The sequence below is a fragment of the Frischella sp. Ac48 genome (assembly GCF_019641635.1).
In the GTDB taxonomy this organism is placed as follows: Bacteria; Pseudomonadota; Gammaproteobacteria; order Enterobacterales; family Orbaceae; genus Frischella; species Frischella japonica.
Genome location: NZ_JAETXP010000016.1, coordinates 84,407 through 99,333 on the forward strand (window position 1 = coordinate 84,407; position 14,927 = coordinate 99,333).

At 34.4% G+C, this 14,927-nt stretch carries 11 protein-coding genes; 4 read left to right on the forward strand and 7 right to left on the reverse strand.

Features of this window, described 5'->3' with window-relative positions:
* Nucleotides 1-35: 35 nt before the first annotated feature.
* On the forward strand, nucleotides 36-1,214 hold the full coding sequence (locus tag JMI89_RS10695) for an FAD-dependent monooxygenase (protein ID WP_187756086.1): 1,179 nt from the start codon (nucleotides 36-38) through the stop codon (nucleotides 1,212-1,214).
* Nucleotides 1,215-1,273: 59 nt separating this feature from the next.
* On the opposite strand, the gene gyrB is transcribed toward JMI89_RS10695, so the two are convergent.
* The 7 genes from gyrB to JMI89_RS10730 form a co-directional block, all read right to left on the reverse strand.
* Complete coding sequence (gene gyrB, locus JMI89_RS10700) at nucleotides 1,274-3,685, reverse strand: DNA topoisomerase (ATP-hydrolyzing) subunit B (RefSeq protein ID WP_187756087.1); 2,412 nt, start codon at nucleotides 3,683-3,685, stop codon at nucleotides 1,274-1,276.
* Nucleotides 3,686-3,727: 42 nt separating this feature from the next.
* A complete protein-coding gene (gene recF, locus JMI89_RS10705) occupies nucleotides 3,728-4,804 on the reverse strand; it encodes a DNA replication/repair protein RecF (RefSeq protein WP_187756088.1) in 1,077 nt (358 codons plus the stop codon).
* 63 nt (nucleotides 4,805-4,867) lie between these two features.
* Nucleotides 4,868-5,971 (reverse strand): DNA polymerase III subunit beta, encoded by a 1,104-nt coding sequence (gene dnaN, locus JMI89_RS10710; protein ID WP_187756089.1) that lies wholly within the window; start codon nucleotides 5,969-5,971, stop codon nucleotides 4,868-4,870.
* 24 nt (nucleotides 5,972-5,995) lie between these two features.
* A complete protein-coding gene (dnaA, locus tag JMI89_RS10715) occupies nucleotides 5,996-7,366 on the reverse strand; it encodes a chromosomal replication initiator protein DnaA (RefSeq protein ID WP_187756090.1) in 1,371 nt (456 codons plus the stop codon).
* Nucleotides 7,367-7,594: 228 nt separating this feature from the next.
* Complete coding sequence (ompA, locus tag JMI89_RS10720) at nucleotides 7,595-8,650, reverse strand: porin OmpA (RefSeq protein ID WP_187756091.1); 1,056 nt, start codon at nucleotides 8,648-8,650, stop codon at nucleotides 7,595-7,597.
* 179 nt (nucleotides 8,651-8,829) lie between these two features.
* Nucleotides 8,830-9,744 carry a recombination-associated protein RdgC gene (locus JMI89_RS10725; protein ID WP_220680056.1) on the reverse strand — a complete coding sequence of 305 codons (915 nt, stop codon included), beginning with the start codon at nucleotides 9,742-9,744 and terminating at the stop codon, nucleotides 8,830-8,832.
* Between the two features lie 110 nt (nucleotides 9,745-9,854).
* Nucleotides 9,855-10,607 carry a MipA/OmpV family protein gene (locus tag JMI89_RS10730; protein WP_187756093.1) on the reverse strand — a complete coding sequence of 251 codons (753 nt, stop codon included), beginning with the start codon at nucleotides 10,605-10,607 and terminating at the stop codon, nucleotides 9,855-9,857.
* 322 nt (nucleotides 10,608-10,929) lie between these two features.
* Between JMI89_RS10730 and glnS the strand changes: the two genes are divergently transcribed.
* From glnS to tcdA, 3 genes are all read left to right on the forward strand, one after another.
* Nucleotides 10,930-12,588: a glutamine--tRNA ligase gene (glnS, locus tag JMI89_RS10735; protein WP_220680057.1), complete on the forward strand. Its 1,659-nt coding sequence runs from the start codon at nucleotides 10,930-10,932 to the stop codon at nucleotides 12,586-12,588.
* Nucleotides 12,589-13,060: 472 nt separating this feature from the next.
* Entirely contained in the window at nucleotides 13,061-13,630 is a 570-nt protein-coding gene (locus tag JMI89_RS10740; protein WP_187756095.1) for a hypothetical protein, read from the forward strand.
* Nucleotides 13,631-13,900: 270 nt separating this feature from the next.
* Nucleotides 13,901-14,701 carry a tRNA cyclic N6-threonylcarbamoyladenosine(37) synthase TcdA gene (gene tcdA, locus JMI89_RS10745; protein WP_187756096.1) on the forward strand — a complete coding sequence of 267 codons (801 nt, stop codon included), beginning with the start codon at nucleotides 13,901-13,903 and terminating at the stop codon, nucleotides 14,699-14,701.
* The last annotated feature ends 226 nt before the right edge of the window (nucleotides 14,702-14,927 follow it).

The following is a 14,927-nucleotide window of genomic DNA, read 5'->3' on the forward strand; positions in this document are numbered from 1 at the left end:
TTCACTCTACGAACTATAAATAAGACGAGGTTAGCGTGATTGATTTCGACGTTGCTATTGTTGGCAGTGGTATGGTTGGCTTAGCGACTGCTAGTGCTTTATATCGCCAAGGAATGAAAATCGCTGTTATAACGGATAATCAACAATTATATCACCACTTAGATAAAGAACGAGTTGAGATCAGAGCCTCTGCCATCAATCATGCTAGCCAACAATATTTTCAACAAATTGGCATTTGGGATAAATTGCTCCACAGTGGTAGAGTACAACCCTTTGATCAAATTGAAGTACAAGAAGTATCAGGTTTTGCGAAATTAGTGGAAAATTGTTCAGCCTATGCTTACACAAAACTAGGCTATATTATTGAAAATCAACTAATTCAAAATACCTTATATCAAAAGCTTATTGAACAAAAAAATGTCGTTTTTTTTTATCATCAAGTGACAGATCTAACGTTTAGTTCCGACCGTGCTTTTATCAAATTAGCTAATAATGAAAAAATTGCAGCAAAATTAATTATTGCTGCTGATGGTGCAAATTCATTTATACGCCAACATCAGCAAATCAAAATGTTAAAACAACCTTATCGACATCATGCAATTATTGCAACAGTACAGACTGAATTAGCTCACCAAGCATGTGCTAAACAGATCTTCTATCCTGAGGGTATTGTAGCTTTTCTACCATTATGGAAATCACATGAGAGTTGTTTAGTTTGGTCAACCCATCAGCATAATGTCAATGTACTTAACACGATGGCACCCGCTGCATTTGGTCAACAATTAAGTCAAATTACTGCTCGTTACGTTGGACAATGCAAAATAATTAGCGATCGTTATACCTTTCCACTTATCGCCCGTTACTGTATGGATACCGTAAAACCACGATTAATATTGATTGGTGATGCAGCACATACCATCCATCCTTTAGCTGGTCAAGGTGCAAATTTAGGTTTTCAAGATGCACAGCAATTAACAGATACCATAAATCATCTTTATGTTGCTCAGCATGATATTGGACTAGTCAAATTCTATCGCCAATATCAATTGAAACGTCATAAAGATACTTTGATTATGATGGCAGCAATGAAAGGTATTCAGGATATTTTTACTGGTTATAATCCAGTAAAAAGTTTTACCCGAGGAATCGGTATGAATGCCATTAATCATATTAATTGGCTGAAAAAAACAATCGTTGAATATGGAATGAAATAAACCCAATCAAACTCCCATTGTGGGAGTTTTGATTATCATTGATAACTAATTTTTACAGATTAGAAATCCAAATTAGCTGCTTTTAAAGCATTCTCCTCAATAAAGGCACGTCTTGGCTCTACTTCATCACCCATTAAGGTAGTGAAAAGTTGATCGGCGGCAATTGCATCTTTAATCGAAACTTGTAACATCCGTCGACTGGTTGGATCCATGGTAGTTTCCCAAAGCTGTTCTGGATTCATTTCACCCAATCCTTTATAACGTTGGATTGTTAAACCACGGCGGGATTCTTTAACTAACCATTCAACCGCATCTTCAAATTTACTAACAGGTTCAACACGTTCACCGCGTTTAATGAAAGCACCTTCTTCAATTAATCCTCTAAGCTGCGCACCCAAATGGCAGATATTGCGATATTCATTACTATGAGCAAACGCTAAATCAAGCGGATATTGATTGTCAACACCATGCGTTCTAATCTTCACGACTGGTATATATAACTGTTTTTCTTCGTTATAGTTGATTTCAAAGTGATAAAGATTACCATGTTGTTCTTTTGCCTGTAAAGTATCAACTAATGTCTGTGCCCATTGCTGAGCCAGTTGCTGATTGTGTAAAATCGTTTCCGTCAATACGTCGTGATAAACTAATTCAGCCATCATCGCTTTTGGATAACGGCGTTCCATTTTTTCAATTAGTTTTTCAATTTTCTGATATTCAGCAATCAGTCTCTCCAATGGTTCACCGGCAAGGGCTGGCGCGTGAGGATTAACGTGTAATGAAGCCCCTTCTAATGCTAACGTAATTTGGAATTCCGTCATAGCATCATCATCTTTAATATACTGTTCCTGTTTACCTTTTTTCACTTTATATAACGGAGGTTGTGCAATATAGACATAACCGCGTTCGATAATTTCTGGCATTTGTCGATAAAAGAATGTTAATAATAACGTCCGAATATGTGAACCATCGACATCAGCATCAGTCATGATAATTATGCTGTGATAGCGCATTTTATCTGGATTATATTCATCGCGACCAATACCACAACCTAATGCAGTAATCAGCGTAGCAACTTCTTGTGAAGAGAGCATTTTATCAAACCGAGCTTTTTCAACATTAAGAATTTTACCTTTAAGGGGTAAAATAGCTTGATTTTTACGGTTTCGACCTTGTTTGGCTGATCCGCCAGCCGAGTCCCCTTCCACCAGATAAAGTTCCGACAATGCAGGATCTTTCTCCTGACAATCGGCCAGTTTACCCGGTAAACCACCAAGATCTAATGCGCCTTTACGACGGGTCATTTCACGGGCTTTACGCGCCGCCTCACGTGCTCTGGCTGCATCAATGATTTTTCCTACCACGATTTTAGCATCAGTTGGGTTTTCCAATAAATATTCAGACAACTTTTCAGCCATAATCGATTCAACAACAGATTTAACTTCTGACGAAACTAATTTATCTTTAGTTTGCGATGAGAATTTCGGATCAGGTACTTTTACTGAAACTACAGCGATCAACCCTTCTCTTGCATCATCGCCGGTTGCACTGACTTTGGCTTTTTTACTATACCCTTCATTTTCCATATAGGTATTAAGGGTACGCGTCATCGCACCGCGAAAACCCGCTAAATGCGTTCCGCCATCGCGTTGTGGAATATTGTTAGTGAAACAGTAAATATTTTCCTGATAACCATCATTCCACTGAAGAGCGACTTCAACACCAATTCCATCTTTTTCAGCACTGAAATAGAAAACTTTTGGATGAATTGGATTTTTATTTTTATTCAAATATTCAACGAAAGCACGAATCCCACCTTCGTAATGATAATGTTCACTTTTTCCAGTACGTTCATCAAGTAGTTTGATTGAAACGCCGGAATTTAGGAATGATAACTCTCTTAACCGTTTGGCAAGAATTTCGTATTCAAATTCAATGTTAGTAAAAGTCTCAGGACTTGGCCAAAAACGCACATAAGTACCACTTTCAGTCGTATCAGCAACGACTTTTAACGGTGCTTGCGGTACTCCTAAGTTATAAAGTTGGTGATGTTTTTTACCTTCACGGTAAATAATTAACTCTAATTTATCAGATAGGGCATTAACCACTGAAACACCCACACCATGTAAACCACCGGACACTTTATATGAGTTATCATCGAATTTACCACCGGCATGTAAAACGGTCATGATGACTTCTGCAGCCGATACACCTTCTTCTTCATGAATACCTGTTGGGATACCGCGCCCATCATCACGTACCGAAACCGAATTATCGGTATGAATAATCACTTCAATATGATTACAATAACCTGCAAGTGCTTCATCAATTGCGTTATCCACAACTTCAAAAACCATGTGATGTAGACCTGTGCCATCATCGGTATCGCCAATATACATACCAGGGCGTTTACGAACAGCATCGAGACCTTTAAGTACTTTTATACTTGAGGAATCATAAGAATTAGACATGTATTTCTCGCTAGAAAATTTTATTTTATAGAAAAGACGAAATTATCGGCTAATTATACCAGAATTTATGTGAAAAATCTTGTCATTTTCACTGATCATCGTTTGGATTTGCGATTGATCAACTGCCGTTATAAAAACTTGTGAATGCATTGATTTTAGGCGTTTGGCAAACAGTTCTCGTTTTGTCGCATCTAACTCTGAAGCAAAATCATCAATGAGATATAAACATGATTGCTGATTATGTTTTGCATAAAATTCACCTTGAGCAAGACGTAACGCACAAAGTAGTAATTTCAGCTGGCCACGAGAAAATAACGCTTCAACAGGAATATTATTAACTTTTAGTCTCAATTCAGCTTTATGAGGGCCTATTGTTGTATAACTTACAGCTTTATCGCGATCAAAATGTTCAGATAATAAATTTGCATAATCATTAGAATGCTCCCAACCCTGATAGAACTGACAATCTAATTGATATTCTGGTAAAAAATCCGCCGTTGTATTAAGGATATCATCACGAATTTGCCCGATATAATCAGCACGAATTTCACTGACTTTATTAGCAATCGGTACCAACTCTTTATCCCATGGTAATAATTGTTGATAAGAATTGGCATTTTTCAATAAAGCATTGCGTTGTTTAAGTAACCGTCGCAAATTATTCCATAAACCTATAAATTCCGGATAATGATGAAAACATCCCCAATCAACAAATGCTCGGCGATATTTAGGTCCACCTATTAATAGTTCGAATCCTTCAGGTGTAATTAATTGTAATGGTAATAATTTAGCTAAATCGGTTAGTTTATAACCATCGTTACTATCGATACGGATTTTATTTTCGCCATGACGTGATTTCGATAATCCCATTGTATGGATTTGTTCATGATTACCAATTAATTTACAAAATAATACCAGTTCAGGGTAATGATGCTGAATTACACGACTTGATAACTGATTGCGAAAAGCTCGCCCATGTCCAAGCATATAGATAGCTTCAAGAAAGCTCGTCTTACCACTACCATTATTACCGATAATAAAATTAAACGCCGTAGAAGGCATAATATCAGCACTTTCAATATTACGAAAATGGTGAATTTGGATTTGAGCAATAGTCATAATAGAACATTGATAACTACCAGCATATTGCTTTTTAGAATAAACAATATGCTGATACTACTTTTATAACCGCATTGGCATTACAACATAAGTTGCTGATTCATCATTGATATTTTCAATCTGCACACTTGACGTTGAATCGGTTAATAACATTTGGGCTGTTTCACATCTCAGTGCATTAAGTACATCGAGTAGATAAGTAACATTAAACCCAATTTCTAGTGGTTCGGCATTATATTGAACATCAATTATTTCTTCAGCTTCTTCCTGTTCAGGATTATTCGCCGTGATTTTAATACGATTATCATGAATATACAGACGAATACCACGAAATTTCTCATTGGATAAAATTGCGGCACGGGATAATGCACTTCTTAGCTCCTCACAAGGTGCTTGCAGAATTTTATCTGGATTACGAGGTAAGACCTTACGATAGTCAGGAAAACGGCCATCAATTAACTTTGAGGTAAAAGTTAAATCGGCTAAATTTACCCGTAAATTATTACTGCCAATTTGAATATTGATTAATTCGTCACTATCATTAACCAATTTAGCCAGCTCTAATACACCTTTTCTCGGCATAATAACAGAACAGCTAGTTGGAATTGTTTGCCCAACTGGTAAAGCACATACTGCTAAACGATGCCCATCTGTTGCAACCGTCTTAAGTAAATTATTTTCGGTTTCAAATAACATACCATTTAAATAATAACGAACATCCTGACTAGCCATTGAGAACTGCACTGAATCGATCAAATGCTTTAATGTTTTTTGTGGAACAAAGAAATCTGCTGCACATTGCCAATTTTCTAAATTGGGGAAATCACTGGCAGGTAAAGTTGATAAAGCAAATTTACTTCTTCCTGATTGAATGGTTAAACGATTATCTTCAAGTTTAATTGCAATTTTGGAACTAGCTGGCAAACTACGGCAAATATCTAAAAATTTACGTGCAGGCACCGTAGTTGCTCCAGATTCATTTGTTTCAATCAATGGTATCCGGGTAATCATCTCTATTTCTAAATCAGTTCCCGTCATTGATAATACATTTTCACTAACCTGTAATAACAAATTACCTAAAATAGGTAAAGCTGGCCGACTACTTAATGGCGCACTCACTAGCTGTAATGGTTTGATAAGTTTTTCACGATCAATAATGAATTTCATAATGGTTTCTTTACTTAAAAATAGTTATGTAGAAAGTGTACGAACTAAATTGGAATAATCTTCTTTGATATCATTACTTTCTTCTTTTAATTCAGCAATTTTTCGACAAGCGTGTAACACAGTGGTATGGTCCCGCCCACCAAAACCATTACCGATTTCAGGTAAACTTTTATTAGTTAATTCTTTTGCTAATGCCATTGCCACTTGTCGTGGTCTAGCAACTGAACGGGAACGACGTTTTGATAACAAATCCGAAACTTTAATTTTATAATATTCAGCGACAGTTTTTTGAATATTTTCAATGGTTACTAATTTTTCTTGCAATGCCAGTAAATCTTTTAATGCATCTTTGACAAAATCGATATTAATTGCTTTACCAGTAAAATTAGCGTTAGCAATCACACGATTTAATGCCCCTTCTAATTCTCTCACATTGGAACGCAAGCGTTTTGCAATGAAAAATGCTACTTCTTCAGGCAATTTAATATGATTCTCTTCAGCTTTTTTCATTAATATCGCAACGCGTGTTTCTAATTCAGGTGGTTCAATGGCAATTGTGAGCCCCCAACCAAAACGCGATTTTAAGCGATCTTCAACACCATCAATCTCTTTCGGATATCGATCAGAGGTCAAGATGATTTGTTGATTACCTTCCAATAATGCATTAAACGTATGAAAGAATTCTTCCTGTGAACGCTCTTTATTTGCAAAAAATTGAATATCATCAATTAGTAATGCATCAACTGAACGATAATATTGTTTAAAATCTTCAATGACATTGTTTTGTAAAGCCTTAACCATATCTTGCACAAAACGTTCAGAATGCATATAAATCACTTTAGCATTAGCTTTATTTTGAATAATTTGATTCCCAACAGCATGTAAAAGATGCGTTTTACCTAACCCCGTTGAACCATATAAAAATAATGGATTATAGGCTTTACCAGGGTTCTCAGCGACTTGTTTAGCTGCCGCATTAGCCAATTGATTTGATTTCCCTTCAACAAAGCTATTAAATGTGTGTTTAGGATTAATTCCAGAACGATAAATAACTTCTTCTGTTTTTTTAATTTCTCTAGTTTTTATTGATGGTACTGCTAGTTTTTGTTTTATATTTTGATTAATAATTTTGGCACTGGTATTAGATTGACGAAGTGAACCAACTTCAATGGATATCTTCGGGGACTGACCATTGGTTAATTGGCTTATTTGTGCCGATATTGTCGATAAATATTTGTTTTTGACCCAATCTAATACAAAACGATTTGGCGCGTAAAGATAAAGGTTGTCGTTATCAATTTCCACTTGTAATGGTCTTATCCACAGATTGAATTCAGTAGATGTTAACTCTTCTTGAAGTTGAGATAGGCATTCTTGCCAAACAGTCGCAGACACAATAACTCCAATTTGTTTGATTGTACTAATTATTCACAGGTAAGTGTCGTGAATGAGAAAATTATCAATAATAAAAAAATCATTACGCGTTAATAATCGTGGTGATACTTAAATATTGCATAAATTTGAGAAACAAATCCAGATTATTATTTTAATCAATGTATCTAAATAATCAATAAAAAACCCGGTAATCCGGGTTTTTTATTACTTGTACAGATGCCTGAAGAATTACTTAATATTGTCTTTTCTTTCTTCAACAACATATTCTTCAACAGTTTTAGCTTTCACTTCAACTTCTACACGACGATCTGGTGCTAAACAATCTTTAAGCTTAGCGCCTTTAAGTTCGTTACATTTATTGCCAGTTACTGACTGATTTTTACCTTCACCACGTACTGTGATTAAACCAGCAGGCACGCCTTGCGAAACTAAATAATTGCGAACTGCTTGAGCACGACGTTCTGAAAGTTTTTGATTATAGCTTGCAGAACCGATACGATCAGTATGACCAATAACGATAATCGCACTGTCAGAAGGATTAATTTTAACTAATGTACGGACTAACTCATTTAATGCAGCTTGCCCCTCTGGTTTAATGTCAGATTTGTTGTAGCCAAATAATACATCTTCATTAAATACATAGCGATTTTCACGTACATCACGTTCTACTGGTGCTCTTGGAACATCAGGAGAACCTAAACGATAAGTGACACCTAATGATAACATACCATTGTCTGGACGTGTTGGACCATCATTGCTAATTCGGTTAACCCATTGATACTCTAAACGAGTTGAAAAATCATCATTTAACCGATAATCAAGACCTAATGCAAATACTGGAGACACACCAGTTTCTGTATCACTACTATGATTATGTTGTTTCCATTTAGTGATATGAATAAATGCACCAGCACGCGCATAAATATCTAAATCATCAGAGATGAAACCTAACGGATAACTTGCTTTACCAGTTAAAGATACTCCATGTGCAGTTAACTTACCAGCTTTACTTCTATGGTGTCCTTTATATTCTAACTCACCAAGCCAATCATATCCCAATTCAGCGGCTAAATAAGGAGTAGCTTGAAAGCCAACAAAAGCACCACCACCAACACGGTTATTGGTTACTTTTCTCGCATCTTCTACTTTCTGTGATTTAGTATCAAAGAATTTAGACCAACCTATTTTACCACCTACATAAAATGTATCTTCTGGTAGTGCAGCATTTGCTACAGATGACATACTAGCAATTGCCACTGCTAGTGCTAAAGTCGTTTTTTTCATTTTATCCCTCAACTAAAGTGTTGTTGAAAACATATCCCAGTATTTAATATAAATTTACTGAGAGTTTAATTAACCTCTTTCTTTTTGTAATTTATACGCTAATACTAATTAAGATTATATCACAACATTTTAATATTAAAATGCTTTATCTTTTATTTAAGTTAAAAATATTAATATTTTTAAACAGTTATGATTTCTTCTATAATTTTTTGCATAGATTTAAAAGTATCAGTTAACTGACTGATCATGAGCATAAAATCGGCTTCTAATTTAGCATTGCTTTCTTCTGGTAAAAAATCTTCATTTTTATCCAAAATCGCGTTATCAAATTTAATTCTTTTTAAAGTATAATCACGATTCAAAATGAAACTCACTCCGCGTTCATCAAGTAACTTCAATTTACTGATTTGTTTACCTGAATCAATATGTACAAAAATTTCCTGGCTATTAATTTCTTGATTTTTACACTTTACAACAATACTATCTTCTACCGCATCTTTTAATTCAATTTCATCACCTAATATTATAGGAGGAAAACTCAAAGACTCTTTTACCCACTTAGTTAAAGTTTTTTCTAATGGCGTATCGCTTGTATAGGGCGTTAAAGCTAATGTTCCCATTTCTTTACGTAGTAATGCCAATATATCTTCTGCCTGCTTAAAACTACTACTATCAACAATCACCCGTTTATTTACCGTATCAATCCATAACCAAAAAAATTGATATTTACTAAAAGCACGAGGTAATAAATCAATATAAACTTCATCTTTTAGCGATAATTTTTCAGCTTTCTTTAATTTACGATTAAATAATTGTTCTTGCTGAGTAACCTTTTCTGCTAAAGCTTGTTTAATGACCGAAGAGGGTAAAATTTTTATCTCTTTTTTTAACCGTAATAACATTTGGCCATTATTATCAAGAACTAAGGGATTATCCTGACTTTCACCAAATGGCGAAACCCAACCAGAACGCATGCTGTCAGTATTACCACATGGTACAAACGGACAAGCATTGACCGCATTTGTAATCGCTTGTGTATCAAATAAATTATCTTTGTTTAATTGATAAATAATTGCATTTTTAAACCAAAGCATAGTTATCACTCTTTCCTAACTCATAATTCAATTAAAATAAAACCCCACACTAATGAGATTAATCGTTAAAATACATTAATATCTGGGTAAATAAGGAATAATATTTCTGTTTAAAATTGATAATTAATACCAGCATAGACATTAGGAACCGTACTATTAGCAACCATGGGACTCTTTTTCACATCACCAGTTAGTTGATCGATTCGAAATCCTATAAAACTATTAGCATGTGAAGTTATAGCATAACTAGCCGTCATAGAAATATAAGGTGTAAATGAACTTTTAGCATGATGGTACCGAAGGCCAGAACGAGCTGATTCACGATGAGATACACCAAAATAGTAATTATTATGGTTACCATCAGCCCAATTTATACCAATAGTTTGCACAAAAGTAAATTTGTTATAAAAAATTGGAAACATATAATTGGTATCTACTAGTATACTGTTACTCTCATTTAGAACATCCCCTGATAGACTAGCCGACCAAACACCTATTGGTGTGGTCAATGAATATAACAATTGTGCAACTAATGTTGAATGACGTTTATTTAACTGTTTTAGCTGCCTATTATCACTATCTTTCGGGTTAAACTCATCTGCCAGATAACTTAATCCAATCGAAAGTTCTTGATTATGGCTATTATATACATAAGCACCCAAACTGGTATCATCGATAAAAAAGTTCCCATTATCATAATCAATATGTGGTAAAGGATCATAGGTTGTACCATAACCTTTATACGGAGAATCACTGACATTAATACCTAATCCTAATGACGATGGATCAGCCTGTACCGAATGAGAAACACAAAATAGTGATGACGTCATCAACGTTATAGAAACAATATAATATTTATTCACAAAAATACTCAACAATATATGTATATCGAATTTTTCCATTATAAACCAGTTATGAAAAAATTTCTTTGCATTTAAAATTATCTAAAAATAAACATTAACGTATTGATAATTTTTTTATTTCCTAGAAGTTTTGCCAAGATAAAGTTTAATATATTGAAATCTGTTATCATTAGCGAGGTAACGAAAGCATCTATCGATATTATGTAAATGATAATTCGAATTTAATAACATTCCCGAAGCGTAAAAAATTTGCTATATTCACTATAATTAAATTATTGATTACAACTCATTCATACTATACATTTTAAATTAGGGGATTTTTATGAGCGAAGTTGAAGCTCGTCCAACAAATTTTATTCGCCAAATCATTGAAAGTGATTTAGCAGAAGGTAAATATAAAACCATTCAAACACGTTTTCCACCTGAACCAAATGGCTATTTACACATTGGTCATGCTAAATCAATTTGTTTAAATTTTGGCATTGCCCAAGATTATCGTGGCAAATGTAACTTACGTTTTGATGACACCAATCCTGTAAAAGAAGATGTCGAATATGTGGAATCTATTAAGTATGATGTTCAATGGTTAGGGTTCCATTGGGACGGTAATGTGCGTTATTCTTCTGATTATTTCGATCAACTTTATCATTATGCAATTGAACTTATTGAAAAAGGATTAGCTTATGTTGATGAACTATCAGTTGAGGAGATCCGTGAATATCGCGGTACATTAACCCAAGCCGGTAAAAATAGCCCGTATCGTGATCGCAGTGTGGATGAAAACTTATCACTATTTAATAAAATGAAAAATGGTGAATTTGAAGAAGGCAAAGCTTGTTTACGTGCCAAAATCGATATGGCATCACCTTTTATTGTGATGAGAGATCCTGTGCTATATCGTATCAAATATGCAAGCCACCACCAAACTGGGGATAAATGGTGCATCTATCCTATGTATGATTTTACGCATTGTATTTCCGATGCAATTGAAAATATTACTCACTCTTTATGTACGTTAGAGTTTCAAGATAATCGTCGTTTATACGATTGGGTCTTGGATAATATCACCATTTCTTGCCGTCCTCATCAGTATGAATTTTCACGTTTGAATTTAGAATATGCCATTACCTCAAAACGGAAACTGAATTTATTGGTTACGGAAAAAATTGTCGATGGATGGGATGATCCTCGCATGCCAACCGTTTCCGGTATGCGTCGTCGTGGTTATACACCAGCTGCCATTCGTGATTTTTGTCAACGAATTGGCGTAACCAAACAAGAAAATACCGTAGAAATGAGCACGTTAGAGTATTGTGTCCGAGAAGATCTAAACCAAAATGCCCCACGAGCAATGGCCGTAATCGATCCAGTTAGAGTCATTATTGAGAACTTTTCCGCTAATTTGGATGAAGTGCTAACTATGCCAAATCATCCTAATCGTCCAGAGCTAGGTCAACGTCAGGTTGCATTCACCCGTGAGCTATTTATTGATCGCGCTGATTTTCGTGAAGAAGCTAATAAAAATTATAAACGTTTAGTACTTGGTAAAGAGGTTCGGTTACGTAATGCGTATGTGATTAGAGCGGATCGTGTGGAAAAAGATGAAAAAGGTGAAATTACCACTATTTATTGCAGTTATGATCCTGCCACATTAAATAAAAATCCCGAAGATGGTCGTAAGGTTAAAGGCGTTATTCACTGGGTGTCAGCTAAATTCGCGTTACCGGCTGAAATTCGACTTTATGATCGTTTATTTAATACACCGAATCCTGGTTCTGCCGATGATTTTTTAGCAACAATTAATCCGCAATCATTGGTGATTAAACAGGGTTTTGTTGAACCTAGCTTACGTGAAAGTAAGCCTGAATCAGCCTATCAATTTGAACGTGAGGGTTATTTCTGTTTAGATAGTAAATATGCCACAGAAGACAAATTGGTTTTTAATCGCACTGTCGGTCTGCGTGATAGTTATGCTGAATAAATAACTTTATTCATTATAAAAAACCGCCAGCCAGGTGGTTTTTTATTTTGGATACTCAAAATAAATTTACTTCGTTTTCATGCAAAATTAAATTTAAATAAAAAAATCTATATCATGCTAGTTTTAATAATCAATAGTTTCGTAAAATAGAGTAATACGATACCATTAAGCAACTTATTATATTAGATAGCAAAATTTATTTCTGCTTAAACAATAATCCTATCCTGAACCACCTTGACCATTAGCCGCATAGTCAACCTTAGCGATAATAGCGACATTATTAATAAACACCTACTGACAATGTTTAGCTACATTTTTTAAATTAACTTACCAAATATTTTTGCAAAAAATGAAATATAAATAAAATTATCAATAACTTAATTACAATGATAGTTTGATCATATTTCATAAATCTGCTTATAATTCAATTGGTTAAAATATTTTATTAAACTAGCTTTTTGGGTGGAAAATAATGAAAAAATTGATGTTTGCTTTTATAGTATTTATTTTATCAACTTTTCAAATCAATCAAGCTCTCTCTCATGCAACTGAAAATAAAATATCAACGAAATCATCAGCAAAAAAAATACCTGTGCTCAATTTTCCCGATCAAGTTGATTTTCTTAATATGCCGTTCCGACGAATAGAAATGTTTAAATCACCAAACCCGAAACATCAAAATAATGACAAGCGTCTTTTTCTATATACCAATCATTTTGATAATGCACGCATTTTAATTGTCAATGAAATAGTCGCTAACGATAAAGAAGCAATGAAACTTTTTTTACAGCAAGCCAAAGCTCGAGCCAATAAAAATCCGCAAATCAAACATTTTCATAATGTAGAATACATTGAAGGTACAGATTCTAAAATAAATGGTCGTTATATTATCACTAAAGAATATAATAAAGCTAACAAACATGTTATTTTACGCTCATTAATGTATCAAAAAAATGCCCAAAATCGCGATTTTTATCTTTTGGCTAATAGCTTAAAAGAAGAACAATTGGTGAATCAATTAATCAACTTTGGTAAAAAATAATTGATTAAGTGTGTTAAAAAGCCATTTTTTATTTGATAACTAAAGCATAATTAAATAAACAATTGGCAATAAACTAATTAGCATTACTTATGCAAGTAATAAATTATGTTAATTTGCTCACGACTAATAAGTTGTTGATTTAACGCCATACATACAGGCGAGTAAGTTAAAATTATTCGTAAAATTACCCCCAATGATTGTGCTTAACGTGTTGCACTAACATCGGTGTACTGTTAGTATGCCGGCATTAAAAATATAGAAATAGTACTTATGCAAAATACATTATCTCAAACTTATTATCAACGTTTTGGTGGAATTGCACGTTTATATGGCGAAGCGGCACTCACGGCATTTGCAAACGCACATATCGGTGTTATTGGTATTGGCGGCGTTGGTTCATGGGTAGCTGAATCATTAGCGCGAAGTGGGATCGGTGAAATAACCTTAATTGATATGGATGATGTTTGTATTACCAATACCAATCGGCAAATTCATGCCTTAAGAAATAATATCGGCCAGGCCAAAACTGAAGTGATGGCACAACGCATACAGCAGATCAACCCAGAATGTCGAGTCCACTGTATTGATGATTTTATTACTCAAGAAAATGTAACAGAGTACTTAGGTTCACAACAAGCTCCCAAGTTTCAATATATTATTGATGCGATTGATTCAGTGCGTGACAAAGCTGCCGTTTTAGCCTATTGTCGCCGTAACAAATTAAAAGTTATTACTATCGGCGGAGCTGGTGGTCAAAAAGACCCAACTAAAATTCAAATAAGTGATTTAGCTAAAACAATACAAGACCCTCTGGCGGCTAAATTACGCGAACAATTAAAAAACCGATATAAATTAACCAAAGACAGCAAGGGTAAATATGGTATTCCTTGCGTTTTTTCTGTTGAACAATTGACTTATCCTGCGGCTAATGGTCAAACGTGTTTGACCAAAAATCAAGCACAAGGTATCAAAAAAATGGACTGTGCCTCTGGATTCGGTGCAATTACTAATGTAACAGCAACATTTGGTTTTGTCGCTGTTAGTTATGTATTGGAAAAATTATTGCACTAACGTTTAAGTTTAACTCAATATTACAACTTTTTATTTTTAATATAATTATTCAAATGAAACGTAATCAGTTGTTACGTTTCATTTTTCGCAAATAACGTTAATGGTGCTGATAGCTATTTTTATCGCATAAAAATATCATCCAAATTCACTAACTCGTCTTATTTGAAAAAGGTTATCCTTTTAGATTATTCAAATCATATTCGCGTGACTTTCTAATTAACGACAA

Bases quoted from the DNA above. Each gene is read 5' to 3' on its own strand.
- dnaN (WP_187756089.1), bottom strand. From the start codon at position 5,971: ATGAAATTCATTATTGATCGTGAAAAACTTATCAAACCATTACAGCTA.
- tcdA (WP_187756096.1), top strand. From the start codon at position 13,901: ATGCAAAATACATTATCTCAAACTTATTATCAACGTTTTGGTGGAATT.
- glnS (WP_220680057.1), top strand. From the start codon at position 10,930: ATGAGCGAAGTTGAAGCTCGTCCAACAAATTTTATTCGCCAAATCATT.
- recF (WP_187756088.1), bottom strand. From the start codon at position 4,804: ATGACTATTGCTCAAATCCAAATTCACCATTTTCGTAATATTGAAAGT.
- ompA (WP_187756091.1), bottom strand. From the start codon at position 8,650: ATGAAAAAAACGACTTTAGCACTAGCAGTGGCAATTGCTAGTATGTCA.
- JMI89_RS10725 (WP_220680056.1), bottom strand. From the start codon at position 9,744: ATGCTTTGGTTTAAAAATGCAATTATTTATCAATTAAACAAAGATAAT.
- JMI89_RS10740 (WP_187756095.1), top strand. From the start codon at position 13,061: ATGAAAAAATTGATGTTTGCTTTTATAGTATTTATTTTATCAACTTTT.
- gyrB (WP_187756087.1), bottom strand. From the start codon at position 3,685: ATGTCTAATTCTTATGATTCCTCAAGTATAAAAGTACTTAAAGGTCTC.